General features: G+C 64.8%; 24 protein-coding genes. 5 read left to right on the top strand and 19 right to left on the bottom strand.

From position 1 onward, the window contains the following. Window positions 1-253 precede the first annotated feature (253 nt). Genes H512_RS0103170 through H512_RS0103190 form a run of 5 tightly spaced genes read left to right on the top strand, consistent with a single transcriptional unit; the run spans window position 254 to window position 6,876 of the window. Window positions 254-847: a DUF6088 family protein gene (locus H512_RS0103170; protein ID WP_026782238.1), complete on the top strand. Its 594-nt coding sequence runs from the start codon at window positions 254-256 to the stop codon at window positions 845-847. Then, window positions 840-1,856 carry a nucleotidyl transferase AbiEii/AbiGii toxin family protein gene (locus tag H512_RS0103175; protein WP_012561404.1) on the top strand — a complete coding sequence of 339 codons (1,017 nt, stop codon included), beginning with the start codon at window positions 840-842 and terminating at the stop codon, window positions 1,854-1,856. Before H512_RS0103170 ends, H512_RS0103175 begins: the two co-directional genes overlap by 8 nt. Before the next feature lie 16 nt (window positions 1,857-1,872). After that, the gene (locus H512_RS0103180; RefSeq protein ID WP_012561405.1) at window positions 1,873-2,655 is read left to right on the top strand and encodes a HamA C-terminal domain-containing protein; all 783 of its coding nucleotides are present in this window, start codon (window positions 1,873-1,875) and stop codon (window positions 2,653-2,655) included. After that, on the top strand, window positions 2,642-6,166 hold the full coding sequence (locus tag H512_RS0103185) for a DEAD/DEAH box helicase (RefSeq protein WP_012561406.1): 3,525 nt from the start codon (window positions 2,642-2,644) through the stop codon (window positions 6,164-6,166). Before H512_RS0103180 ends, H512_RS0103185 begins: the two co-directional genes overlap by 14 nt. A gap of 2 nt (window positions 6,167-6,168) precedes the next feature. After that, a complete protein-coding gene (locus H512_RS0103190) occupies window positions 6,169-6,876 on the top strand; it encodes a competence protein CoiA (RefSeq protein WP_012561407.1) in 708 nt (235 codons plus the stop codon). A gap of 130 nt (window positions 6,877-7,006) precedes the next feature. On the opposite strand, the gene chrA is transcribed toward H512_RS0103190, so the two are convergent. The 19 genes from chrA to trbE form a co-directional block, all read right to left on the bottom strand. After that, window positions 7,007-8,206, bottom strand: coding sequence for a chromate efflux transporter (chrA, locus tag H512_RS0103195; RefSeq protein ID WP_012561408.1), 1,200 nt, complete (start codon window positions 8,204-8,206; stop codon window positions 7,007-7,009). Between the two features lie 66 nt (window positions 8,207-8,272). Beyond that, entirely contained in the window at window positions 8,273-8,986 is a 714-nt protein-coding gene (arsH, locus tag H512_RS0103200; RefSeq protein ID WP_012561409.1) for an arsenical resistance protein ArsH, read from the bottom strand. Continuing rightward, window positions 8,986-10,041, bottom strand: coding sequence for an ACR3 family arsenite efflux transporter (arsB, locus tag H512_RS0103205; protein WP_012561410.1), 1,056 nt, complete (start codon window positions 10,039-10,041; stop codon window positions 8,986-8,988). Before arsB ends, arsH begins: the two co-directional genes overlap by 1 nt. 9 nt (window positions 10,042-10,050) lie before the next feature. Next, complete coding sequence (arsC, locus tag H512_RS0103210) at window positions 10,051-10,476, bottom strand: arsenate reductase (glutaredoxin) (RefSeq protein ID WP_012561411.1); 426 nt, start codon at window positions 10,474-10,476, stop codon at window positions 10,051-10,053. Between the two features lie 8 nt (window positions 10,477-10,484). Beyond that, a complete protein-coding gene (locus tag H512_RS0103215; protein WP_012561412.1) occupies window positions 10,485-11,012 on the bottom strand; it encodes an arsenate reductase ArsC in 528 nt (175 codons plus the stop codon). Then, on the bottom strand, window positions 11,005-11,376 hold the full coding sequence (locus tag H512_RS0103220; protein ID WP_012561413.1) for an ArsR/SmtB family transcription factor: 372 nt from the start codon (window positions 11,374-11,376) through the stop codon (window positions 11,005-11,007). Before H512_RS0103220 ends, H512_RS0103215 begins: the two co-directional genes overlap by 8 nt. 159 nt (window positions 11,377-11,535) lie before the next feature. Further along, complete coding sequence (locus H512_RS0103225) at window positions 11,536-12,891, bottom strand: tyrosine-type recombinase/integrase (RefSeq protein ID WP_012561414.1); 1,356 nt, start codon at window positions 12,889-12,891, stop codon at window positions 11,536-11,538. Window positions 12,892-13,090: 199 nt separating this feature from the next. Continuing rightward, window positions 13,091-14,749 carry a recombinase family protein gene (locus H512_RS0103230; protein WP_026782239.1) on the bottom strand — a complete coding sequence of 553 codons (1,659 nt, stop codon included), beginning with the start codon at window positions 14,747-14,749 and terminating at the stop codon, window positions 13,091-13,093. Continuing rightward, window positions 14,746-15,144 carry an HVO_A0114 family putative DNA-binding protein gene (locus H512_RS0103235; protein ID WP_026782240.1) on the bottom strand — a complete coding sequence of 133 codons (399 nt, stop codon included), beginning with the start codon at window positions 15,142-15,144 and terminating at the stop codon, window positions 14,746-14,748. Before H512_RS0103235 ends, H512_RS0103230 begins: the two co-directional genes overlap by 4 nt. Further along, complete coding sequence (locus H512_RS0103240) at window positions 15,141-15,494, bottom strand: toxin-antitoxin system TumE family protein (protein ID WP_026782241.1); 354 nt, start codon at window positions 15,492-15,494, stop codon at window positions 15,141-15,143. The genes H512_RS0103235 and H512_RS0103240 overlap by 4 nt, the downstream gene beginning before the upstream one ends. After that, window positions 15,491-15,808, bottom strand: coding sequence for a hypothetical protein (locus H512_RS0103245; protein WP_026782242.1), 318 nt, complete (start codon window positions 15,806-15,808; stop codon window positions 15,491-15,493). Before H512_RS0103245 ends, H512_RS0103240 begins: the two co-directional genes overlap by 4 nt. A 136-nt stretch (window positions 15,809-15,944) precedes the next feature. After that, window positions 15,945-16,166 (bottom strand): DUF2274 domain-containing protein, encoded by a 222-nt coding sequence (locus H512_RS0103250; RefSeq protein WP_026782243.1) that lies wholly within the window; start codon window positions 16,164-16,166, stop codon window positions 15,945-15,947. Window positions 16,167-16,168: 2 nt separating this feature from the next. Then, window positions 16,169-17,305: a TraB/TrbI/VirB10 family type IV secretion system protein gene (locus H512_RS0103255; protein WP_026782244.1), complete on the bottom strand. Its 1,137-nt coding sequence runs from the start codon at window positions 17,303-17,305 to the stop codon at window positions 16,169-16,171. Beyond that, window positions 17,302-18,303: a P-type conjugative transfer protein TrbG gene (trbG, locus tag H512_RS0103260; RefSeq protein WP_026782245.1), complete on the bottom strand. Its 1,002-nt coding sequence runs from the start codon at window positions 18,301-18,303 to the stop codon at window positions 17,302-17,304. Before trbG ends, H512_RS0103255 begins: the two co-directional genes overlap by 4 nt. Next, window positions 18,300-18,989 carry a conjugal transfer protein TrbF gene (gene trbF / locus H512_RS0103265; RefSeq protein WP_026782246.1) on the bottom strand — a complete coding sequence of 230 codons (690 nt, stop codon included), beginning with the start codon at window positions 18,987-18,989 and terminating at the stop codon, window positions 18,300-18,302. Before trbF ends, trbG begins: the two co-directional genes overlap by 4 nt. After that, window positions 18,986-20,371 carry a P-type conjugative transfer protein TrbL gene (trbL, locus tag H512_RS0103270; RefSeq protein WP_026782247.1) on the bottom strand — a complete coding sequence of 462 codons (1,386 nt, stop codon included), beginning with the start codon at window positions 20,369-20,371 and terminating at the stop codon, window positions 18,986-18,988. Before trbL ends, trbF begins: the two co-directional genes overlap by 4 nt. Window positions 20,372-20,373: 2 nt before the next feature. Further along, window positions 20,374-20,640 (bottom strand): putative entry exclusion protein TrbK-alt, encoded by a 267-nt coding sequence (gene trbK-alt / locus H512_RS0103275; protein ID WP_026782248.1) that lies wholly within the window; start codon window positions 20,638-20,640, stop codon window positions 20,374-20,376. A 14-nt stretch (window positions 20,641-20,654) separates the two neighbouring features. After that, complete coding sequence (gene trbJ, locus H512_RS0103280) at window positions 20,655-21,431, bottom strand: P-type conjugative transfer protein TrbJ (RefSeq protein WP_026782249.1); 777 nt, start codon at window positions 21,429-21,431, stop codon at window positions 20,655-20,657. Next, window positions 21,428-23,920 carry a conjugal transfer protein TrbE gene (gene trbE / locus H512_RS0103285; protein WP_026782250.1) on the bottom strand — a complete coding sequence of 831 codons (2,493 nt, stop codon included), beginning with the start codon at window positions 23,918-23,920 and terminating at the stop codon, window positions 21,428-21,430. The genes trbJ and trbE overlap by 4 nt, the downstream gene beginning before the upstream one ends. Window positions 23,921-23,929 lie beyond the last annotated feature (9 nt).

The raw sequence follows: 23,929 nt of genomic DNA on the forward strand, positions 1-23,929 counted from the left end.
GCCGGGAGCCTCTCTCCCAGCCCTCAACCCGTCACGGAAGATCCGTCCGCACTCTCACTCTCGGGGCGTTGCGGGGTGTCCCCGCAGAAGGGGTCGGCCGAGACCGTGGCTCGGCCGCAGGGGAAGGCTTTCCCCCTTCAATCGATCCCTCGTGGCGACCGGAGCTACGAAGGACGGTTGGGTTGAGTTTGAAAGCTTTGTGGCCGTTGAAAAATGTCAGAAACTCGCATATATTTCTGACAGGAGAATGATGGTGCAACGTCTGACCGAACAGATCCTGGCGCTCGCCGAGACGCTGCCGGAAGGAACGCCGCTGGCGGCAAAGAGCCTTCTCCACCTCGGCAGCCGCGCTGGGGTGGACCAGGCTTTGTCGCGTCTTGCAGAACGAGGGCATCTGATCCGTGCCGGGCGCGGCGTGTATCTGCGTCCGATCAAGAGCCGGTTTGGAGCACGCGCGCCTTCGGTGGAACAGGCCATCGAGGCGCTGGCGGTGCAGCGCGGGGAAGTCATCGTGCCGAACGGCGCGGCTGCCGCAAATGCGCTGGGGCTGACGACGCAGGTGCCGGTTCGCTCTGTTTATCTGACGTCGGGCCGGAGCCGCACTATGACCTTGGGCAAGCAGCTCGTGGAATTGCGCCATGCGCCACGCTGGCAGCTTGCGCTCGCCGATCGCCCCTCAGGCCAAGCGGTTCGCGCTCTAGCCTGGCTTGGGCCGGAGAAAGCGGAATCGGCGCTGAAGGCTCTGAAACGAAAGCTCCCACCGTCGGCGTTCGGCGAACTGGTGGCCGCCGCGCCGCAGTTTCCGACCTGGCTTGCCCGAAGCGTCGGCAAGGCGGCCCATGGCTGATCCCTTTCTGTCCCTGTCGGCGGCGGACCGTCGTGACGCGCTGGGCGTGGCCGCCGATCGTTCAGGGCGGCCCGCCCATCTGCTCGAGAAGGACGTTTGGGTCGTCTGGGCCCTTCAAACCGTTTTCGGCTCCGCGCTCGGCGACCATCTCGTTTTCAAGGGCGGGACATCGCTTTCAAAAGCCTACGGCGTCATTCAGCGCTTCTCGGAAGATGTCGATCTGACCTACGACATCCGAGCGATCGCGCCCGATCTGGTGGGCGACAATGGCGAGGCCCTGCCGGCAACGCGCAGCGAAGAGAAGCGCTGGTCGAAAGCGGTGCGCCACCGCCTGCCGGAGTGGATTTCGGGCACGGTGCAGCCCCTGCTCATCGACGCCATTGGAGCGCAGGGCGTGTCGGCCGCGACCCGGGTCGACGGCGAGAAACTCTTCATCGACTATGAAGCGACCTCTACCGGCTCCGGTTATGTCGCGCCAAGCGTCATGCTGGAATTCGGCGCCCGCTCGACCGGCGAACCGGCCAGCGTGCGTGATGTGGTCTGCGATGCGACGGGCCTGGTCGAGGGCGTGACGTTCCCCGCGGCGTCGCCGCGCGTGATGCACGCCGAGCGGACCTTTTGGGAAAAGGCAACCGCGATCCACGTCTTCTGCTTGCAGGAACGGCTTCGCGGGGAGCGGTTCGCTCGCCATTGGCATGACGTGGTCCGCCTGGATGACGCCGGGATTGCCGACGCGGCCGCGGCTGATCGAGATCTCGCCCTGGCGGTAGCACGGCACAAAAGCATGTTCTTCGCGGAGAAGGCGGCGGACGGCGCGCCCGTCGACTATGAGGCCGCCGTCAACGGATTGTTGCGGCTCGTGCCGAGCGGCGAGGCGCGCACGGCGCTGGCCTCGGATTACGAACATATGGTGGAAGACGGGCTGCTACTTAAGGACGCCGAGCCCTTTGAGAGGCTGATCGAGCGATGCGCAGACATCGCCGACCGGGTAAATCGCGCAGCAAAATAAAGAAGTGGGGGGAAGCATGGGGCTGTATGAGCGGTGGTGCGAATCCACCAAGGAAAAAGACAAGCGCAAACACTACTGGACCTATGTCGAGAAGGATGGCGGCCGCGACGAGATCAGCGGCGACCTCGCCGAGACCATTCGTTCCCACTATGATCGTCTCGAGCGTATCGCCGAGGATGTCGAGCGCCTCGGCTACACGGTTGCCGCCAAGATTCTGAGCGAGGCGATGCCTCAGACGGCCAAGGGCCGCTCCGGAGACCTGGGGGAGATTCTCGCGACCGAGCTGGTGGAGGAAGATATCGGCCTGCGCGTCCCCGTGCGCCGGCTTCGCTACAAGGACGGCCGCAACATGGCCATGCGCGGCGATGATTTCATCGGCGCCGGCTATGGCGGCAAGGACGAGAAATTGTGGCTTCTGAAGGGGGAAGCCAAGAGCAACAAGAAGCTCGGGAAATCCACGGTGAACAGCGCCCGCAAGGTGCTCGACCGCGACAGTGGCCGCTGCACGCCGGACTCGCTGCTGTTCGTCGCCAACCGCCTGCTCGAGAGCAATGATCCCGCCGAAAACGCGTTGGGCCGTGATCTTCGCGACGAGGTGGGCGTGAAGTCGCTGCGCGCCGATCGCATCGACCACATGCTTTTCACCGTGTCGGGCAACGGCCCCCATGCCTCGCTGAGGGAAGACCTCGACGCTGCCGGGACCAATCGGGACCACTACGTCGTGAACATCCACGTCGAAGACCACCAGGACTTCATCGCGGCCATGTACCAGGGGGCGGAAGACCTTGGAGACGCCTGACGAGCTAACGGCTTTTCTCGCAACCGCGACCGTCGACGGCATTCTCGGCCGGCTGCTCTATCGTGGCGCGGCCTGGTCGCTGATGCGGGAAGCCGGCGTGTTGCCGCAGAACGCGCCGCCGTTGGGCGCGACTATTGAAACCGACCTTGCCGAACATGGTTTCGCGCTGCTTCGGGGCGCCATGGCGCTGCGCGCCCAGACCGGTGCATCGGACCTGACGGACAAGGCGTTCGAGCGGGCCGCCAACGCCTTTGAAGCCTTGGTGCGCAACGGCGATCCCGAGGCGCCGGAGCGCGGCTTTCGCCGCACCATAGCTGCCGCAGCCTATCACCTCGCGGGTTATTCGGCTGTCGCCTATTCGCTGTTCAACGAGCTGGCCGAAGATCTCAACGCCGCGCCTGGCGAAACGGCGATCCGTCACCTCATCCTGCGCGATCTCGATCAGTTGCGCGGCTTTGTTCGCGACTGGCTTGGCAATGAGGCCCACAGCGATGAGCAGATGGCCGAAACGCTGGGCGGCGACGAGCCCGATATCGACGATGTGCTGTCGACCATCCTGAATACGACGATCTGCCGAGCCTTGGCCTTTTTCGATTTCGCCCTGGAGACGGGCGAGGATGAGCCGATTGACACTGCGCGGGATCTGCTTGCCACCGCCGTCAGCCTGGCCGACAATGCCGAGAACGTCCCGCTGTGGTGGATCTCGAATCTCTGCCGCCACCTGATCGACGATCTCTGGCAGCACGCGCTGCACCAGAACCTACCGACCGAGCCGCCTGCGGGAACGGAGGAGCGATACCCCGACCTCCGGCGGCTGTTCATCGGTTCGCTGTACGCGCGCAAAACCTCCGAAGTGGAGCTATGGCCTTCTCAGCGCGAGGCCGCGCAGCGGTCGACCGATGTCACCGACGACCTGGTCGTGGCGCTCCCCACGAGCGCAGGGAAGACGCGCGTTGCGGAAATCGCCGCATTGATGACCCTGTCTTCGGCTCGCCGGGTGCTGATCGTCACCCCGCTTCGCGCCTTGTCGGCTCAGACCGAACGGTCCTTCCGCAAGACCTTCGCCCCGCTCGGATTCAGCGTTTCCTCGCTGTATGGCGCCAGCGGGCTATCGGTGGGCGACGAGGACGCGCTGCGCACCCGCGAGATCATTATTGCCACGCCGGAAAAGCTCGACTTCGCGCTGCGAAGTGATCCGTCGCTGATCGATGACGTCGGCCTGATCGTTCTCGATGAAGGTCACATGATCGGGCCAAGCGAGCGCGAGATTCGTTACGAGACACTCGTGCAACGCCTGCTGCGACGCGCGGACGCGGCCGAACGCCGGATCGTCTGTCTTTCGGCTATCCTGCCGAGCGGCGACGAACTCAACGATCTTACCGCGTGGATTCGCTCTGATGAACCCGGCGAGCCCGTGCGCTCCGACTGGCGCCCCACGCGCCAGCGTTTCGGCGCACTGACCTGGCGCGGCAAGGATGCGCTGCTTCGGCTCGACCTCGATGACGACGGTCCATTCCTCGACAAGTTTGTCGAGGAGAAGCCCGCGCGCGGCCGGGAGAAGAACCCCTATCCGCGCAAGAATTCGCATCTCGCCCTCTTCGCGGCCTGGGAATTCGCCGGCCAGGGCAAGCGCACCCTGATCTTCTCGACCCAGGCCAACTGGGTCGAAAGCTACGGCAAGCAGGTCGTTGACCTCTGCAGGCGCGGCTATCTCGATTCTTTGCTGGAGGATGAGGCGCCGATCGCGCGCGCGTTGGAGGTCGGCAAGGAATGGCTGGGTGAAGACCATCCGGCCGTCGCCAGCCTGAAGGCCGGCGTCGCCATCCATCATGGCCGCCTGCCGAGTCCGTTCCTGCGCGAGCTGGAAGTCCTTCTGTCCGAGGGCGTGCTGAAAGTCATCGTCGCTTCGCCGACGCTTTCCCAAGGGCTTAATCTCAACGCTGCGGTCCTGCTCGTACCCGCGCTCTACCGCGCTGGTGAGAAGATCAAGGGTGAGGAATTCGCCAATGTCGCGGGGCGCGCCGGGCGCGCTTTCGTCGACGTCGAAGGCCTGATCGTCCATGTCATGTTCGACAAGACCGACTGGCGAAAGAAGGAATGGAGGAAGCTGGTCGCCTCCGCCAAGGCCCGAACCCTAAAGAGCGGCCTTATCCAGATCGTCGCCGAGATCCTTGAGCGCCTGTCGCGCGAGGGCGTGCTCGACCGTGACGATGCGTGGGAATATCTAGCAAATGCCCGGGAGGCCTGGAGATCGCCGACCGAAGAGGCCGAGGTAGCCGAACGTCTGGCCGCCGCTGGCGAGTACGACTCCGTTCCCGACGCGGATGAGGATGACGAAACCGACGAGGGCGACGAAGAGGAGACCATCGACGAAGAGCCGTTGTCGCAGCTCGTCGAGCGCCTCGATGCGACCGTGTTCGGCCTGATCGAAGCGCTGGACGCCGATCGTGCCGACCTTCCAAAGTTGCTGGACGAAGCTCTCAAGGGGTCGCTCTGGGCCCGGCAAATCGCCCACGAAGAAGAGGAGGTCGCGCCCCTGCACAAGAAGGTGTTCGAGGCCCGCGCCGCGCTGATCTGGAAGTCGACCACGCCGCAGGCGCGGCGCGGACATTTCGCAATGGGGGTTGGACTTGAAGCCGGCCTTTCTATCGACACCATGGCTGATGAACTGGCCCAGCTGCTCGATCGCGCCGACGATGCGGCGCTGAGCGGCGACGTCGACGAGCTCGCCGACGCCCTTGGTGGCCTGGGAGAACGGTTGCTGTTCATGCGGCCCTTCATCCCCGACAAGAAGAACGCGCTGCCGGCCAATTGGAAAGTCATCCTGCGCGCCTGGATCTCAGGCGACGCGGTCGAGAAGATCGGACCGCAGAACATGCGGGCGGTCGAAGAGGCTTTCACCTATCGCTTGGTCTGGGCGCTGGAAGCCGTCCGCACCCGCCGCATGTCGCTCGGCTGGTCACCGGAGACGGTGGCGGGCGGCGCAGCGGCGGCGGTCGAAACCGGCGTCCCGCAGTTCATGATGGCGATGTTGATCCGGGCGGGGCTTCCGTCCCGGCGCGCGGCCATCGCGGCCATTCAGGACGCCGAGCCGATCTTCGTGACGCCCGCGGAGATGCGGGCCTGGCTCGAATCCGACGAGATTACGGCCTACACTGATGCCGGCGACTGGCCCACGCCCGACACTGCAGCGCTTTGGGCGCGCTTTCGCACCGAAGCTCTCAGCGGCGGAATCCAGAAATGGTCGGTCGAACGCTATAAGCGTCTGCTCGACATCGCGGCGGCCCCGCCCGCGGGCCTTTATCGAATCGTCACGGACGAGGGGGACGGACGAACTTGGCTCGAAACGCCTGACTACCGGCGGGTCGCGCCCTTCAAGAAGCCGGCGGTGGACCCAAAGCCCAGCCTCTTCTCAGGAAGGCTGCCGGGCAACACCAGGCTGGTCGAAGCCTTGCGCGTTGGTCGCGGAAAACTGCGGTGGCCGCCCGCTGACGCTAGAGGGGAAAATTAGACATGCTCTATGCTTGCGTCGGTGATCAGAAGCGTGCGCCGCTCGCCAAGGGCGAGCGCACCACCTGCCGTGACTGCGGCGGTCTGCTGACCGCGGTGATGCCCGTCGAAAACACGCCCCACTGGCGGCACAAGGCCGGAGACTGCGATCCGTGGAGCGAGCCTGAAGGGCCTTGGCACCTCGGCTGGAAAGAACTTTTCGATATGTCGTGCCGCGAGATCGCCCTGCGCGATCCGATGACCGGCGAACTGCATCGCGCCGATGTGCTGGTCGGCAGCGGCACCTCTCGCGCGACCGTGCTCGAGTTGCAGCATTCCTCGATCAGTGAGGACGAACGCAACGCGCGCGAGGCCTTCTATCGGCAAGGGCATCGGATGTTTTGGCTGGTCCACATCCACAGCGAAAGCTCCTTTCTCGGAACCTACTTCAGCATGTCGCTCGATTTCGGCTCGCGCGTCGTAAACCTCGACGGCAAGGAATTCGCGGTCATGCGCTGGATGGGACCGAGCAAACAGTTCATCGAGAAGTGGAAGCGCGCAAGCGCCCACGTCTTCTTCAATGCAGGTCCCTACATCTTTTACCTCGCCGGTCAGGGCGTCGCCTCTCGGTTGGGCGGCCCTTTCCGGCGTGGTGAGTTTGCTCTCTGTGCATTGTCGCGTGACGAGTTTCTGCGGGCCGTTCGGTGGGAGGACAGCGCGACGCCTCAGTGAAGGTCACGCGACTTGACCCCGAGATCATCGATGTGACCGTAGGGATAAAAGAAGTCTCGCGCGCGTAACCCCTTGGGCGCCAGCTCGCGCGCATCGGAGCCCGAACATGGCGCGCGTGACCGAAACCCCCTCACATCACGGAGTCAAGCGCAGCTCCGCCCCCTGCTGCGAGCAATACGACAACCCATGGTGGGGCTTTCCAGGCCATCAGTGCCACAAAGCAAACCAGAGCCAGCGCGAAGTCCGGCATGCCGCCGATCGCGCTGGTGAAGACAGGCGAATACAACGCCGCGCCGAGGATGCCGACGACAGCGGCATTGGCGCCTTGCATGGCCGACTGCGCCCATGTCGTGCGGCGCAACCGATCCCAGAAGGGGAGCGCCCCGATCAGGATGAGGAAGCCCGGCAGGAAGAGTGAGACAAGAGCGATCGCCGCACCGGCAACGCCGTTCGGCGCCGGTCCCATGACCGCCCCGAGCCAGGCGGCGAAGGTGAAGAGCGGTCCCGGCACGGCCTGCGCCGCGCCATAGCCCGCAAGGAAGGCGTCGTCGGACACCCATCCCGGCGTGACGGTTTCGGCCTGCAAGAGCGGCAGCACGACATGCCCACCACCGAAGACCAGAGAGCCAGCACGATAGAAGCTGTCGGCCAGCGCCCATCCTTGCGCCTGTGCGGCCAAGAGCGGCAGGCCAATCAGTAAGACGGCAAACAGCGCAAAGGCCGTCAGTCCGGCTTTCCGCGAAACCGGGACCGGCAGATGCGCGCCGGTCGTGACCTGTCCCTTGCTGAGGACCAACCCGGCGATTGCGCCGAGGAGAATGGCGCCCATCATTCCGATGGCACCCGGTGCCCACGCGAGCAGAAGCACAGCCGCGACCGCGATCGTGGCGCGCTCCTTGTCGGGGCAGAGATTTCTTGCCATGCCCCACACCGCCTGCGCCACGATGGCGACGGCGACGATCTTGAGACCATGCAGGACGCCAAGGGCAAGCGGGCTTTCCAGCCGCGTTGCCGTCATGGCGAGCGCGAGAAGGATCAGAGCCGATGGTAAGGTGAAGGCGAGGAAGGCCGCAAATGCCCCGAGCCATCCCGCGCGCGTCAAACCAAGCGCAAAGCCGACCTGGCTGGAGGCCGGGCCGGGCAGGAACTGACATAGCGCGACCAGATCGGCATAAGCGCTTTCGCTCAGCCATTTTCGACGCGTCACCAGCTCGTCCCGGAAATAACCCAGATGCGCGATCGGACCGCCGAAGGAGGTGAGCCCCAGCTTCAGGAAGACGCGGAAAACTTCGGCGGCGCTGGCCTTTGGCTGCTGGGGGCTTTGATCCATTCAGGCGGTCTCGTTGATTGGTCACTCTCGCCAACGATGAGATACGATTGGCGTTGTTCCGAATACTCAGGTCGCTGCCGTCAGATTGACCCGCCGCATCAGAGCCTCACCGCTCTCCTTGCGCTCGGAATAGCGGTCGGTCAGGTAGGAAGAGACATCGCGTGTCAGCAGCGTGAACTTCACCAGTTCCTCCATCACGTCGACCACCCGATCATAATAGGATGACGGTTTCATCCGACCTGCTTCGTCGAACTCCTGAAAGGCTTTGGCGACGGAGGACTGGTTGGGGATCGTCACCATGCGCATCCAGCGGCCCAGCACCCGCATCTGATTGACGGCATTAAAGCTTTGCGAGCCTCCGGACACCTGCATGACGGCGAGCGTGCGCCCTTGGGTCGGCCGCACTGCACCGACCGAGAGCGGAATCCAATCGATCTGCGCCTTCATCACCCCGCTCATCGCGCCGTGCCGTTCCGGACTCGTCCAGACCTGACCTTCTGACCAGAGCGAGAGTTCCCGCAATTCCTTGACCTTCGGATGGTTGACGTCGGCGCCGTCCGGCAACGGCAGGCCATGCGGGTCGAAGATGCGCGTTTCCGCGCCGAAGTGTTTCAGCAGGCGCTCTGCCTCCAGGGTGAGAAACCGGCTGTAGGAGCGCTCGCGCAGCGAGCCGTAGAGCAGGAGGATGCGCGGCGGATGGGTCGAGGGCGCTGCCCGAAGACGGTCGATTGTCGGCACGTCCAGGCATGCACCATCGACGTTGGAAAGATCGCGCAGCATCAGCGCTTCGCCTCAGCCACGCCCCGGGGCTTTTCGCCGCGCTCGTACCAGCCTTTCGAGCGGTTCACGATCCAGACGACGGAGAGCATCACGGGCACCTCGATCAGCACGCCGACCACGGTGGCGAGCGCCGCACCGGACTGAAAGCCGAATAGACTGATGGCGGCGGCGACGGCGAGCTCGAAGAAGTTAGATGCCCCGATCAGCGCCGACGGCCCGGCGACGCAATGCTGCTCGCCAGTCAGCCGGTTGAGGAGATAGGCAAGGCCGGAGTTGAAATAGACCTGGATCAGGATCGGCACGGCGAGCAGCGCGATCACCAGCGGCTGGGCGAGGATCTGTTCGCCCTGGAAGCCGAAGAGCAGGACGAGCGTGGCGAGCAGCGCCACCAGCGACAGTGGCTGAAGGCGGTCAAGAAAGCGCTTCAGCGCCGGCTCGCCGCCAGTGGCGAGTAGCCGGCGTCGCAGTATCTGCGCGGCGATCACCGGCACGACGATATACAGCGCGACGGACAGGACCAGCGTGTCCCATGGCACGGTGATGGCCGACAGGCCGAGCAGCAAGCCGACGACGGGCGCGAAGGCGAACACCATGATGGTGTCGTTGAGCGCGACTTGCGACAGCGTGAAATGCGGCTCGCCTTTGGTGAGGTTCGACCAGACGAAGACCATGGCCGTGCAAGGCGCGGCGGCGAGGATGATGAGGCCGGCGATATAGGAGTCGATCTGGTCCGCCGGCAGGTAGGGCCGGAACAGATAGCCGATGAATAGCCACCCGAGCGCCGCCATCGAGAAGGGCTTGACCGCCCAGTTGACGAACAGCGTGACGCCAATGCCGCGCCAGTGTTCCTTGACCTGGCCGAGAGCGGCGAAGTCGATCTTGACCAGCATCGGCACGATCATAAGCCAGATCAGCGCCGCGACCGGCAGATTGACCTTGGCGATCTCGGCCGCGCCGATGGCATGGAAGACGCTCGGCATCAGATGGCCGAGGCCAATGCCCACGACGATGCACAGGGCGACCCAGAGGGTGAGATAGCGTTCAAAGGTGGACATGGACTTTCCTCAGGCCGTCGCGACGCGGCGGCCGTGTTCGTCGATCACCCGCTCGCCGTCTTCCTTGACGAATGCCCCGCGCTGCGGCGGCAGCAGGTCCAGCACGTCCTCGGACGGCCGGCACAGCCTCACCCCTTCCGGCGTGACTACGATCGGACGATTGATGAGAATGGGATGCGCCATCATGGCGTCGAGAACTTGCGCGTCGCTCAGCGCCGGGTCGTCCAGGCCAAGCTCGGCATAAGGCGTGCCCTTCTCGCGCAGCAGCGCGCGAACGGAGATTTCCATGCGCGCGATGAGCTGCTCAAGCATCGTGCGGCTCGGCGGCGTCTTGAGATATTCGATGACATGCGGCTCGACGCCGGAATTGCGGATCAGACCCAGCGTATTGCGCGACGTGCCGCACTCGGGGTTGTGGTAGATGATGACGTCCATGATCGGCCTCACGCAACGTCAGGGCGCGGCGAGGTTGCGCCTTCGCTGCGGCCGATCTCGCGCAGCTTGGTGCCAAGCGCAGCCTTGTCGAGGCTGGCCACCGGCAGAGCCGTCAAGACGGAAATCCGGTTTCGCATGTAGCGGAAGGCGGCGACGAACGCCTTTTCCTTTTCGATGTCCCGTCCGACGACGGCAGCGGGATCTTCGATGCCCCAATGCGCGGTCATCGGCTGGCCGGGCCAGACCGGGCAGGCTTCGCCGGCGGCGTTGTCGCAGACGGTGAAGACGAAATCCATGACAGGTGCGCCGGGTTGGGCGAACTCCTCCCAGCTCTTCGAGCGGAAGCCTTCGGTCGGATAGTCGAAGCTTCCGAGCACCTTCAGGGCGAACGGGTTGACCGCGCCCTTGGGCATGCTCCCGGCCGAGAAGGCATGGAAGCGACCAGCGCCGTCCTTGGCCAGAATGCTCTCGGCCAGGATCGAGCGGGCCGAATTCCCCGTGCAGAGGAACAGGACATTGTAGATGCGGTCAGTCATGGGCGGCCTCCTTGTCGGCGAGGATTTGCGGTGGGCAGCAGGGGGACAGATCGGCGATCAGCGGCGCGCAGATCTGGGGGCGGCCGCCGCAGCAGTCCTTGACGAGGAAGCTGGTGAGCGCATGCACAGCCTCGAGCCTTGCCCGATAGATGATCGAGCGGCTGTGCCGCTCGGCCTCGATCAGGCCGGCGCGCGTCAGCGTCGCAAGATGCGTCGACATGGTGTTGTGCGGGACGTCCAACCGGCGGGCGATGTCGCCTGCAGCTAATCCGTCCGGTTCGTGCTCCGCCAGCAGGCGGAACACGTCGAGGCGGGTCGGTTGCGCGAGCGCGGCGAACGCAAGGATGGCGGCATCTGATTCCATATGTCGAGACTAATCGACATATGGTGGTGAGTCCAGAGGCACGAGTTGTCCTTATGGAGAATGGCAGGTTATGCCGGGCCTATGCCTAGCCGCGACAGAAAGCGGGAAGCGAGCCCGACGGAGAGTCCAGCTCGCTATCCCATCAACTCGTCAAATCGCCTAAGCGGCCAAGGGCAAATCTTGTCTGTCCCCGCTGGGGTCTTCCACCGCCTTCTTGAGGAAGTGAGAAAGTGCGGCCTTTCGGGAATTCCGATCTAGAGCGTAGGCGGTCTGCTTGAACTTGACCCCATCGAGCAGCCCCTGAACGTAGCCGGAGATAGTGTCGGCGGCCATGATGAGGGCGGTGTCGAGCGAATGGATGTATTTGCTCGTGACGGTCCCCTTTGAGTGACCGACCAGCGCGGCGATGGTGACCTCGGTGAAGCCGAGATCGTTTGCGATGCTGGCGAAGCTGTGACGCAGGACGTGCGGCGTTACATCTGCCAGCGGCGAGTCCCGGAAAATCTGCCGCCAGTGATTGGGGAATCCGCCAAAGGCGTTGTCCTCGCCCTGGCCGGGGAAGACATAGCTGCCCGTCGCGGTCTTGCGGCGTTCCTCTAGATACTCGACCACGGCGAGGCCGATAGGACGGATGGAGGCGCCTTCCTTACTATCCTCCAGACGCATGCAGCTCGCGTCAGTGTCCGCCTCGGTCCACTTGAGACCGATCATCTCGCTTCGGCGGCAGCCGGTGAGCGCGATCTGTCGGATGATCTCGACCGTTATCCCATATTTCGGGGTTTCGGCCGCTTCGCGCAGAATCTCGCCGAGCGTGCGGTACTCCGCCTCGGTGAGACGACGGTCGCGGACATTGTCCTTGGGCTTGCGGATGCCGTGCACGGGATTGGCCGTGATGATCCCTGCCTCCATGGCGTAGGTGAAAATGCCGCCGACGAGTCCGAGCGTCCGCGTGGCCGTACCGGCGCCGCCTGTCACGACGGACTTGCCGCGCAGCTTCTTGGTCTTCACCGACACTGCCGTCTTGCCCGCCATGATGTCCTTCAACACCTTGGTCATGTCGGCTTTGACGAGATCCTTTACCCGGCGCGTGCCGATCAGCGGAATGATGTGTCGATGAATGCGACCGGTATCGCTGACGATGGTCGTTGCCTTTTTCGGTCGGCCTCCCTTTCCGAGAATGAGACCGGCTTCGAGGTCCTTGAGATACATCGCGCACAGTTCTTTGACGGTGATCGCCTGATGATCCAGCAGGCGTTCCTCGGAGGGGTTATCACCCTGTGCGACGCGACCGAGTTGCACCTTAGCTTCCTGCCGGGCTGTCTCCGCCGTCCACACGCCATGAAGGCCGATTGTGAAGCGGCGGGTTCGACCTGCGGCGCGGTATTGGATAAGGTAGCTGCGTTTACCGGACGCGAAGATGCGAAGGCCGAAGCCGGGAAGTTCGTCGTCCCAGATGAAGTAGTCCTTCTCGCGGGCTACGGCAGCATCCACGACTCGTTTCGTGAGCTTGGCCATTACGCGATTTCCCCCTGGAGAGCGGGCTGTTTCCGCGGAAGCACCACGGAAGCAGCCGGATGAAAGTCGGAGCGAAGTGTCGGATATGGATTTCGGCGGGAAAAACCGGATTGTCCATACGTTTCAAAGCGTTGTAGTATCATGGCGTGTCCTAGCGTGCATTTCGGATAGCCAGGACAAATTGCTCCGAAGGCAGAGGTCACAGGTTCGAATCCTGTCGGGTGCGCCATTTCAGAACAGAACTATGAACGCCGAACGCCGCCGGTTCTACGCTGGAAGCGGCGACCAGCGTTCGCAGCAATTCCGACTTCGATCCCATGATGCGAACCTCGTCGTCGGCGACCTCGACGCGCTGCGCCAGAGCGCGCAGATGGTCGCGTCGGTAGCCGCCATCATCGAGTCGTATCCGTTCGCGGGCTTTGCGGGCGAAGCCCTTGAGCATATCGGGGCTGACGCCCTGATTGCCTGAACTGTCGAGCGCGAGCTGGGTGCGCTCGGCGTCGGCGGCGGCCTGATCCCGCAATGCCTTTAGGCTCACCATGCGCTCTTTCGCCATGGCGTCGTCCTTGTCCACCATGCCCGCTTCGATGGCGTCAAAGAGACGGCCGAGCCGCTGGTCGGCCTCCGTGATTCGCCGATGCAGTTCGGCAAGATGTTCGCGGCGGCGCTCGGCGCGCTCCTGCCGCCGGTCAATGACGCTGGCGAGGACAGTTTCCAGTCGCTTGGGCTGGAGCAGCCGATCCCCGATATGATCGGCGACAAGATGGTCCAGCTTGTCCATCGGGATCGTGCGGCCCTTGCAGCCAGTCTTGCCCTGCCGCGCCTTGGTCGAGCAGGTGTAATAGCGGTATGTCGCGCCCGTGCTGCCTTGGCCGGTGCGCAACGTCATCGCACCTCCGCACTTGGCGCAGAAGCAAATGCCGGTCAGCAGTGTGGGGCCGCTGGAGATGCGCGCAGGCGTCACCATGGGATTGCGGGATTTGAGGCGGGCTTGCACCGCATCGTAAATCTCGCGCTCGATCAGGGGCGGCACCGCCATGATGGCGACCTCGCTTTCCGGCTTCTTCTCCCGGTCCTTGTGCGAGCGCGTGTTGAACCTGTGCTCGCCGATATAGGTGGTGCGGGTCAGGATGGCGTGGATTTGCGCCAGCCCCCAGCGCCCGCCGTCGCGGGTGAAGAAACGGCGCTCGTTGAGATAGGTGGCGATGGCTTTGACGCCCATCGCGCCGGACGTGCCGTCGCCTTCAAGAAACAGGCGATAGATCAGCCGCACGGTATCGGCGTGCAACGGATCGATCTCCAGCTTCTTCTTGATCTTCGATCCCCGCTGTTCGGCCGCAACGATGCGATAGCCGATAGGCGGCCGTGCGCCATTCCAGAAGCCTTGCCGGGCGTTCTCGTTCATGGCGCGCAGGACGTGCTTGGCGTTCTCCTTCGACTGGTATTCGTCGAACAGCGCCATGATCTGCCGCATCATCTGGTGCATGGGATCGTCGCCCATCTCCTGCGTGATGGACACCAGCTTGACGCCGTTCTTCGCCAGTTTCCTGACGTAGAACTCCATCTCGAAGTGATCGCGGAAGAAGCGCGAGAAGCTGTGCACCACGACAATATCGAAAGGCGCGGGCTTCGAAGTGCCGGCCTCGATCATGCGCTGGAACTCGGGGCGCTTGTCGTTGGTGGCGGTTGCACCCGGCTCGACATAAGTCTCAACGAGCTGGTAGCCGCGTTGCTCGCAATAAGCTTCGCCCTGCCGCTTCTGGTCAGGGATGGAAATGTCATGCTCGGCCTGCCGGGCGGTCGAAACGCGCAGATAGAGGGCGGCGCGGGCGGTTATGGTTGGGCTGTGCATGTTCATGGCCGATCTCCTATGGCCTTCCTCGGCTTCGGACGGTCGATCAGGGGCAACGCCAGTTCCACGCGGTCATGCACCACCTTGGGCGCGAGCTTGCGACCGTGGCCCGGCTCAAACCGCACAAGGCCGTAGCTCTCCATCGTTTTGAGGGTGCGTGAGAGATTGGAGCCGGCCCGGCCGGTGATTTCCGCCAGTTCCTCCAGCGACGCCGGGGCTTTCTCGGCGATGATGCGCAGCAGCTTACGGTTCCCGGCCGACAGCACCTTTGCGAAGGATTCAGTCGAAGTGAACCACACCTTCGGATCGTCGGGTGCGGGTTTTTCCTCGCCCTTGGCGATCCGCATAGTGCGGGCCTTCATCTCTTCATAGTCGGCAATCCCGACTTTCAATGTGGTCATAGGGCACCTCGCTCCTTCAACACCGCGTCCACCGCCTGCCAAAAGTCGGCCAGCAACGTGGCCGCATCCTCGTAGGCGTAGGGCTTCACGGTCTGGAGGCGATGCCGATGGTCCATCGGCTCGCCGCGTCTGCCCCGGCCGACCGGATGGGCGTTGTCGAAGCCGATCAGCCGTTCGCCCGAAGGCCCGTGAAGCGTTAGCGAGTAATCGAGACCGTGCGGCTTTTCCGGCGAGACCGGAACGCGGGTGGCGACGAACTTCACCCAATAGCCGCCCTCGGGATCGACAAAGAGCATCTGTCCGTCGAGGTCCAGAAGCGTGTCGAGGCCCGGATCACGATGCCCACTCAAGTCTTTTTCCTATCAGTTTGTGATAGGAATTGCAAGCCATCATCCGGCTTTCTCGGGTTCAGAAGGTCATCGAACACATCGCCAAACCAACGCTCGAACACGTCGATCTCGGCCTCGGTGACGGGAATATCCTCTAGCCAGTCGTCGGTGACGCGCATGATCTGCCCATCCGGACCGAGAAGCGGCGCGTCGCCGGCTCGCGCCCGGTCGTCCGGCGCTGGACCGTCCGCATAGTCGAACAGATCGTCGGGAAGTGGCTCGGGGATCGACTGTCGCGGTCGCCCTTTGCGGGCGCGACGGCGCTCTGGGCACATGGAGTCCTCCTTGGTTCCGGTGGATTCCGGGGCGCTCAAGGCCCCGGAATTAAGCGAACCATGGAGGGCAGTCGGCGGCCTGTAGCGTGCCGCATTTGCGGTGATGCGCTGGCGGCACCCCTGCCGCCAAGCGATCCTAGCGTGCGGCTCGCCGTGCCTTGGCGAAACCGCGATCCGTGGCGATGAAGCGTTGAACCATCGGCACGATGAGCTTGACGGGATCGGCGGCGGGCTGGCCGCTCTCGCGGGCCAGCACTTCGGCATAGGCGGCCAGATCGCGGTGAAGCGGCGCGGGCAACTCCACCGTGACTTTCACGGGCTTGTCGTCGGGGAGCGGGCCGAGTTTCAACTTTGCCATGGTCAACCTCCTGCCAGCTCGAACACAAGGTCGCGGGTGACGATGATCCTGACCGGGAAGCCGGGCCGAATGGTGAGCGTGGGTGCTACCTGCAACTGGCGCTGGACGATCTGCTGGCCTGCCTGATTGACGGTATCCTGCGCCCCGTCGCGGATGGCGCGGATCAAGCGGTCTTCGTCATCGGTCGCCAGTTCCGCGCCAATGCCGAGCAGCGTGGACAGGCCTGCGGCCTTCATCAGATCCCACCAATGATAATCAACGCCATCCTCAAGCCCGCCATAGCCGCTGGCATCCGCGCCCGGCAGGCGTTCAAGGACAATGGATCGGCCGCCCGGCAGGATCAGTCGGTTCCACACCAACAACACGCGGCGCTGGCCGAAGGTCACGCCGTCATCATATTGGCCGATGATGCGCGTTCCCTGCGGGATCAGGAGCAGCGAGCCGGTCGGGCTGTCATAGACGTTCTCGGTCACTTGGGCTGTGATCTGGCCCGGAAGGTCGGAACGGATGCCGGTGATGAGCGCGGCCGGGATCACGGCCCCGGCTTGAAGGATATAGGGCGATGCCGGCGGCGCGACACGATCCGGCGAAACCGTCTGCCGGTCCACGGGTCCATTGAGGAACGCCGCGTGCCGATCCTGCGTCGCGGGCTGTCCGCCGAGGCCAAGACCGGCAAGGCCGGGCATGGCCGTCCCTGCCGGCGCTCCCGTGCGCGGGCCGGACTGGAAGAACACGTTGCTCAAGCGCGCGGCTTCTTCCTCGGCCCTACGGCGTTCCTCGGCAGGATCGACGGCAGGCGTCGCCATGGCCGGCGTGGCGACGGGCTGGCCCCGGTTCTGCGCATCAAGGATGGGGCGGCCGAGGTCGCCCGGCAGCGCGGGGCCGAGCACTGGCCCGGTATAGTCGCGCGGCAAACTGGCAAGGCCGTCCGCCGTGGGCCGGTTCTCGGTCGAATAGAGTTCTTCGCCTCCCGGCCCTGCATCGCGGGTCTGGAGCGCGTAGATCAGTGCGCCGCATATGCCGAGAAGCGCGACCGCGCCGACGCCTGCCAGCATCTTGCGCGACAGGCGGGTGACGCGCGGCGGTTCGGCACGCAGCCGCGTGGGCGCGGCGGTGTCGGTGATGGTGTTGTCTGTCATGACGGGGAATCTCCGGTCGCGCTGGCGGGCTGTGCGGCGGCGGCCTGCGTCGGGTTGATGCGAACGATCCTGACGACCTGCTGGCGGTTGCCGCTGCCAAGGCGCAGCTCGGCCGCGCCGAACAGGCGGTCCACGATCAGGACGTTCTGGTGGACCCGGCTGTTGACGATCTGCGGTTCGCCATTCGTGCCGAGCACGAAAATCGGCGGCATTTCGCCCTGCACGATCCCGGCCGGGAAGACGACATAGACGCGCCGGCCGTCATCGAAGACGGAAACCGGCCGCCATGGCGGGCTATCGCCCTGCACCTGCAATGCGTAGCGGTAGTTCCTCGCGGCTTCGGCCGGAATGATCGGTGCTGTCGGAACGGTCTGGCGCTGGCCTGCCGGCGGGGCGGGATAAGCCCATGCCACGGCCGGCATGTAGAGCGATTCCCGCGCGCGCAGCTCGATCATGTAGGTGCGCCGGTCGGTGGTGACGACAAGGTTGGTGGAAATGTCCGGTCGTGTCGGCTTCACAAGGATATGGACACGGCGATTTGCACCGCTACCGCTCTCGGTGTCGCCGATGATCCAGCGGGCGGTGTCGCCCGCCGCAATCGGCCCCGCGCCTGTCAGGCTTTCGCCCGGCTCCAGCGCGATCGTCGTGATCTGCCCAACTGCGGCATAGACCTGATAGAGCGCACCTTCCGACCATGGATATATCTGGATGGCGTTGTAGTAACCTTCGCGGCGCGGTTCGACGCGAGCGGCTGCATTGGCGTTCTCGACGCGGCCGGTCGGCGTGCCGGCAGCCGTGCCGCCGCGTGCGACGGTCCATGCCGGGGGCACATGCAACTGCCGGGGAGTGTTGTCGGCTGCTGCCGCCTGCAAGGTCGGCAGCGGCGGCACGCTATCGTCATAGCTGAATTGCGGCGTCCGGTTGGTGGCGCAGCCTGCGAGCATGGTGGCCGAAAGCAGCACGGCCGCGATTGTCGGAGTGCGGGTGATCGTCCTCATTGGCTCATCTCCCGCGACCACGAAATTGCATTGACGTAGATTCCTAACGGGTTGGCGCGCAGACGCTCGGCGTCGCGCGGCGGCTGGATGACGATGGTGAGGATGGCCGTCCATCGCTCCGTGCTGGAAAGCTGGCCGTTCTCGAAATGGCGTTCGGTCCACGCGACGCGGAAGCTGTTGGGGGACGCCCGGATGACGCTAGACACCTCGACGGCGACTTGCTGGCGGCCGACCTTGGCAAAAGGATCATTGGCGCGGGCGTAGTCGTTGAGCGCCGCCGCGCCGCGATCCGTGGTCCATTCATAGGCGCGAAGCCAGTTCTGGCGGACAATGATCGCGTCGGCCGGGATCGCGCGCACCTGCTCGATGAACCGGCCGAGATGGAAAGCAATCTGCGGGTCGGTCGGGCGATAATCGGCGTTGGCAGGCGCGACGGTCTGCGCCTGCCCGAGATTATCGACCTGCACCACCCACGGCACCACGGTCCCGCGTGCGGACTGCCACACCAGCGCCGAGGCGAAGCCCGCCGAAAGGATCAGGGAGCCGAAGGCCATGAGCCTCCAGTTCATCGCCTGCACGCGGGCCGAGCCGATGCGCTCGTCCCAAGCCTGCGCGGCCTTCTGATAAGGCGTCTCGGGTTCGGGTGATTTGCCGTAGTGGGTGGCTGGTCGTTTGAAGATGCTCATGAGCGGTCACTTTCGGAAAGGTTGATGGAGGAACCGGAGCCGTGGCTGTCGCCGGAGCGGACGGCATGGGCTGTCATGGTGGTGCCGTGGTTCATGGCTTGCCGGCGCTGCATCCGCTGCGCCCACGCGGGAGGGTTCCCGGCCGCGCCGGATGGCGCGGCTACGGGATCGGCGCTTGCGCCGCCGACCGTGCCCATAGTGGAGCTGCCGCCCGTCACGCCGAAGCCGGCCTTTGCGCCAGCGGAGAAGCTGGACTTGACGCTTTCGCTCGCTTGGGATGTTGCGCTGGTGGCTGCACGTTTGAGCGGCGAGATAGCGGCCGAGCCTGCGGCGCGTGCAACACCGCCAAGGCCGGAAGCAACGCCTGCCGCCACGGTCTGGCCGAGCGAGCCAAGGCTATAGGCAGCGGTCGCCGCGCCCGCGGCGGTCGCGCCACCGCGAACGGCCGCGGCTCCACCGGACAGGGCAGCAGCGCCGCCCTTCGCAGCAAGCATGGCCCCGCCACCGGCCGCCGCGCCGCCGGCAAGCACCATGCCGCCGGCAGCGAGGCCGGTTCCCACGGCTGCGCCCGCGCCGAGCTGCGGGCCGCCCGAGACGATGCCGTTGGCGATGCCGGGACCGAATATCCCGAGGCCGAGCAGCGACAGGGCTGCCAGCACAATCGCCATGGCGTCGTCGATGGTCGGGGTTGCCCCGCCGAAACCGGCCGTGAATTGCGAAAACAAGGTGCTGCCGATGCCGATGATGACGGCGAGCACCAGAACCTTGATGCCGGACGACACCACGTTGCCGAGCACCTTCTCGGCCATGAAGGCGGTCTTGCCGAACAGGCCGAAGGGGATCAGCACGAAGCCGGCAAGCGTGGTTAGCTTGAACTCGATAAGGGTCACGAAAAGCTGGATGGCGAGGATGAAGAAGGCCAGCACCACCAGCGCCCATGCGAACAGCAGGCACGCGATCTGGATGAAGTTCTCGAAGAAGGCGATCCAGCCCATCAGGTCGGAAATGGAATCGAGCAGCGGGCGGCCGGCGTCGAGGCCGGTCTGCGCCACGCGGCCGGGCCGCATCAGATTGGTGACGGAAAAGCCGGTGCCCGACGCCATGAGGCCGAGGCCGGCGAAGCTCTCGAAGACGATCCGTGCGAGGTTGTTCCAGTTGGAAATGATGTAGGCGAAGACGCCGATGAACAGCGTCTTTTTGACCAGCCGCGCGATAATGTCGTCATCCGCGCCCCATGCCCAAAAGAGCGCGGCGAGCGTCACGTCTATGACGATCAGGGTGGTGGCGATGAAGGCGACCTCGCCGCCGAGCAGACCAAAACCGCTGTCGATGTAGGAGGTGAAGACTCCAAGGAAATTGTCGATGACGCCCGTGTTGCCCATGGTCAGCGCGCCTCGCTGCGGTCACGGCCGAGGAAGCGGTCGCGGGATTGCGCCCATGCGGCGAGGCAGCCGGCGTCACTTGCCGCTGCCTCGCCGAGCTGCTGGCAACGGCGCAGGCTGTCGCGCAGGGGATCGGGCGGCGGCTGGAGGGCCGAGGCCGGGAGCGGCGCGGAAGGTTCATCCTTCCGCGCCATGTCGATTGCTGTCGCCGTGACGGCGATAGCGATGAACACAACGGCCGCAAGCCGCGCCAGCATCTTGCCGTCCATGGCGAGCCTCCCGGTCAGTTGTTGCCGTTGTTGAACATCTGCGCGTTGCCCGGCTGGTAGCCGGTGCCGGGTGTCAGGAACCGCTCACGCTGGATGCGGCCCTGTTCGGCGGCAGTCGCGCGCTCGGCCTCGGTCAGCGCGTCGGCGCGGCCGTTCGCCGAGATGACCGCGATCAGGTCGGAAAGCTGTTGCGACTGGAGGGCGAGAAGCTGGTTGCCGGCCTGCGTCGCCTGCAATGCCCCGGTCGCGCCCTGACTCTGGCCGACAAGCGCGGCCATCTCGGCGCGGTTGGTGTCGATATTGCCGACCGCTCCCGCCTGCACGCGCATCGCGTCCTGCAACCCGCCGACCGTTTTTTCCCACCGGCTGCGCGCATCGGCGACCAGTTGGGCGTCAGTCGCCGAAAGCGAAACATTGCCATATTGCTTCTGGAACGCTTGGTCGATCTGGCCGACCTCGAAGGCGATGTTCTGTGCCTGCCCGAGAAGCTGCTGCGTGCGCTGGACGCTCTGCTGGAGCTGCTGGAGCGACGAATACGGCAGGCTCGCAAGGTTGCGGGCCTGATTGATGAGCATCTGCGCCTCGTTCTGGAGGCTCTGAATCTGGTTGTTGATCTGCTCCAGCGTGCGCGCAGCGGTAAGCAGGTTTTGCGCATAGTTGGTCGGGTCATAGACGATCCGGCCGAAACCGAATTGCGCATGGGCCGGGCTTGCCAGCATGGGCGAAAGCGCGACAGGCACGGCGAGCGCCAGCGCGAGGGCCGAGGCCCCGACGATCTTGGGATAGGTCATGGAAGAATCTCCTGTGTAGGGTGGGTATCGAGCCGGGCCGACGCGGCGGATTCCGGCCGGTCGGCAAGATTGGTGAGGTTCGGGATCAGGTCGGCCGCCCAATCGACGCCGCGATGGCGCAGCCAGCCGGCGAGGAAACCGTCGCGGCCGTGCTCGGCATGGATGCGCGCGATTTCGGTCTGGTCGGATTTGGAGGATGCGGCGCAGAGCGCGAGGCCGACTTCGGACAGGCCAAGCTCGAACAGGCGATTGCCCCTGCGTCTTTGGCAGTAATAATCCCGCTTGGGCGTGGCCCGTGCGAGGATTTCGATCTGCCTGTCATTGAGGCCGAAGCGGCGATAGATGGCCGTGATCTGCGGCTCGATGGCCCGCTCGTTCGGCAGCAGGAGCCGCGTCGGGCAGCTCTCGATAATCGCGGGCGCGATGTTGCTGCCGTCGATGTCGGACAGGCTTTGCGTGGCGAAGATGACCGATGCGTTTTTCTTGCGCAGCGTTTTCAGCCATTCGCGGAGCTGGCCGGCGAATCCCTCGTCGTCCAGCGCAAGCCAGCCTTCATCTATGATGAGCAGCGTCGGTCGCCCGTCGAGCCGGTCGCCGATACGATGGAACAGGTAGGCGAGCACGGCCGGGGCCGCGCCGGTCCCGACAAGGCCCTCGATCTCGAACGCCTGCACATCGGCCGATCCGAGATGTTCGGCTTCGGCGTCGAGCAGCCGTCCATAGGCCCCGCCGACGCAGAACGGCCGGAGCGCCTGTTTCAGATCGTTGGATTGCAGCAGGACCGCAAGGCCGGTGATGGTGCGTTCCTCGACCGGCGCGGAGGCGAGCGAAGTCAGCGCCGTCCAAAGGTGTTCCTTCACCTCGGGAGTGATCGCCAGCCCCTCGCGCATGAGGATGGCGGCGATCCAGTCCGCTGCCCATGCGCGTTCATAGGTGTCGTGGATGCGGGCAAGCGGCTGGAGCGAGACGGACGCCTCGTCCCCTTCCGTCAGGCCACCGCCCAAATCGTGCCAATCCCCGCCCATGGCGAGCGCGGCGGCGCGGATGCTGCCGCCGAAGTCGAAGGCGAAGACTTGGCTGCCCGCATAGCGCCGGAACTGGAGCGCCATGAGGGCGAGCAACACGCTCTTGCCCGCGCCCGTGGGTCCGACGACAAGGGTGTGGCCTACGTCGCCGACATGGAGGCTTAGCCGGAACGGGGTTGAGCCTTCGGTCTTTCCAAAGAGCAAAGGGGGTGCACCGAAATGCTCGTCCCGTTCTGGCCCCGCCCACACCGCCGAAAGCGGGATCATGTGGGCGAGATTCAAAGTGCTGATGGGCGGCTGGCGGACATTCGCGTAGGCGTGTCCGGGCAGGCTGCCGAGCCATGCGTCAACCGCGTTGACGCTCTCGGCCATGGCGGTGAAGTCGCGGCCCTGAACGATCTTCTCGACCAGGCGCAGCTTCTCGTCGGCAATGCGCGGGTCGGCATCCCAAACGGTGACGGTGGCCGTCACGTAAGCCATGCCCGCCACGTCCGCCCCAAGCTCCTGCAAGGCCATGTCGGCGTCCAGCGCCTTGTTGGCGGCGTCGGTGTCCACAAGCGCGGACGCCTCGTTGGTCATCACCTCTTTGAGAATCGCAGCGACGCTCTTGCGCTTGGCGAACCATTGGCGACGGATGCGGGTCAGCAGCCGGGTCGCATCGGTCTTGTCGAGCAGGATCGCGCGCGTGCTCCACCTGTAGGGGAACGGCAGCCGGTTCATTTCGTCGAGCAGGCCCGGTGTCGTCGCGGTGGGGAATCCCACGATGGTCAGGACGCGCAGATGCGCGTCGCCTAGGCGCGGCTCCAGCCCGCCAGTCAGCGGCTGGTCGGCGAGCAGCGTGTCGAGGTGCATGGGCACTTCGGGCACGCGCACGCGATGCCGGTTGGTCGAGATGGTGGAATGGAGATAGGTGAGCGTCGCGCCGTCATCCAACCAACGGCACTCCGGCATGAAGCCATCGAGCAAGGCCAGCACGCGGTCTGTGCGGTCGATAAAGCCGCGCAGCAGCTCCCACGGGTTTACCCCGGATTGCTCGCGGCCCTCATAGAGCCAGCTTTCCGCCCGCGCCGCTTCCTCGGCAGGTGGCAACCAGAAGAAGGTCAGGAAATAGCCGGATGCAAAATGCGTGCCCGCTTCCTCGAAACCGGCTTTGCGCTCCGCATCGACCAGCGCCGATGCGGGATCGGGAAAGGTGCTGTCGGGATAGGTCGCGGCTTCGCTGCGCTGCGCCTCGACGAAGATGCTCCAGCCGGAGCCGAGACGGCGCACGGCGTTGTTGATGCGGCCGGCGACAGCGACCAGCTCGGCGGCGACGGCGGAATCCAGATCGGGACCGCGAAACTTCGCCGTCCTCTGAAAACTCCCGTCCTTGTTCAACACGACGCCGGAGCTGACCAGTGCCGCCCATGGCAGATAGTCGGCGAGCCGGGTGGCGGTGCGGCGGTATTCGGCAAGGTTCATCATGGCCGCACC

The organism is Pleomorphomonas koreensis DSM 23070, from assembly GCF_000425185.1.
GTDB lineage: Bacteria > Pseudomonadota > Alphaproteobacteria > Rhizobiales > Pleomorphomonadaceae > Pleomorphomonas > Pleomorphomonas koreensis.

What these genes read in the sequence shown, in the direction of transcription:
- H512_RS0103175 (WP_012561404.1), top strand. Translation starts at nt 840, where the DNA reads ATGGCTGATCCCTTTCTGTCCCTGTCGGCGGCGGACCGTCGTGACGCG.
- H512_RS0103180 (WP_012561405.1), top strand. Translation starts at nt 1,873, where the DNA reads ATGGGGCTGTATGAGCGGTGGTGCGAATCCACCAAGGAAAAAGACAAG.
- H512_RS0103190 (WP_012561407.1), top strand. Translation starts at nt 6,169, where the DNA reads ATGCTCTATGCTTGCGTCGGTGATCAGAAGCGTGCGCCGCTCGCCAAG.
- chrA (WP_012561408.1), bottom strand. Translation starts at nt 8,206, where the DNA reads ATGGATCAAAGCCCCCAGCAGCCAAAGGCCAGCGCCGCCGAAGTTTTC.
- arsH (WP_012561409.1), bottom strand. Translation starts at nt 8,986, where the DNA reads ATGCTGCGCGATCTTTCCAACGTCGATGGTGCATGCCTGGACGTGCCG.
- arsB (WP_012561410.1), bottom strand. Translation starts at nt 10,041, where the DNA reads ATGTCCACCTTTGAACGCTATCTCACCCTCTGGGTCGCCCTGTGCATC.
- arsC (WP_012561411.1), bottom strand. Translation starts at nt 10,476, where the DNA reads ATGGACGTCATCATCTACCACAACCCCGAGTGCGGCACGTCGCGCAAT.
- H512_RS0103215 (WP_012561412.1), bottom strand. Translation starts at nt 11,012, where the DNA reads ATGACTGACCGCATCTACAATGTCCTGTTCCTCTGCACGGGGAATTCG.
- H512_RS0103220 (WP_012561413.1), bottom strand. Translation starts at nt 11,376, where the DNA reads ATGGAATCAGATGCCGCCATCCTTGCGTTCGCCGCGCTCGCGCAACCG.
- H512_RS0103225 (WP_012561414.1), bottom strand. Translation starts at nt 12,891, where the DNA reads ATGGCCAAGCTCACGAAACGAGTCGTGGATGCTGCCGTAGCCCGCGAG.
- H512_RS0103230 (WP_026782239.1), bottom strand. Translation starts at nt 14,749, where the DNA reads ATGAACATGCACAGCCCAACCATAACCGCCCGCGCCGCCCTCTATCTG.
- H512_RS0103235 (WP_026782240.1), bottom strand. Translation starts at nt 15,144, where the DNA reads ATGACCACATTGAAAGTCGGGATTGCCGACTATGAAGAGATGAAGGCC.
- H512_RS0103245 (WP_026782242.1), bottom strand. Translation starts at nt 15,808, where the DNA reads ATGTGCCCAGAGCGCCGTCGCGCCCGCAAAGGGCGACCGCGACAGTCG.
- H512_RS0103250 (WP_026782243.1), bottom strand. Translation starts at nt 16,166, where the DNA reads ATGGCAAAGTTGAAACTCGGCCCGCTCCCCGACGACAAGCCCGTGAAA.
- H512_RS0103255 (WP_026782244.1), bottom strand. Translation starts at nt 17,305, where the DNA reads ATGACAGACAACACCATCACCGACACCGCCGCGCCCACGCGGCTGCGT.
- trbG (WP_026782245.1), bottom strand. Translation starts at nt 18,303, where the DNA reads ATGAGGACGATCACCCGCACTCCGACAATCGCGGCCGTGCTGCTTTCG.
- trbF (WP_026782246.1), bottom strand. Translation starts at nt 18,989, where the DNA reads ATGAGCATCTTCAAACGACCAGCCACCCACTACGGCAAATCACCCGAA.
- trbL (WP_026782247.1), bottom strand. Translation starts at nt 20,371, where the DNA reads ATGGGCAACACGGGCGTCATCGACAATTTCCTTGGAGTCTTCACCTCC.
- trbK-alt (WP_026782248.1), bottom strand. Translation starts at nt 20,640, where the DNA reads ATGGACGGCAAGATGCTGGCGCGGCTTGCGGCCGTTGTGTTCATCGCT.
- trbJ (WP_026782249.1), bottom strand. Translation starts at nt 21,431, where the DNA reads ATGACCTATCCCAAGATCGTCGGGGCCTCGGCCCTCGCGCTGGCGCTC.
- trbE (WP_026782250.1), bottom strand. Translation starts at nt 23,920, where the DNA reads ATGATGAACCTTGCCGAATACCGCCGCACCGCCACCCGGCTCGCCGAC.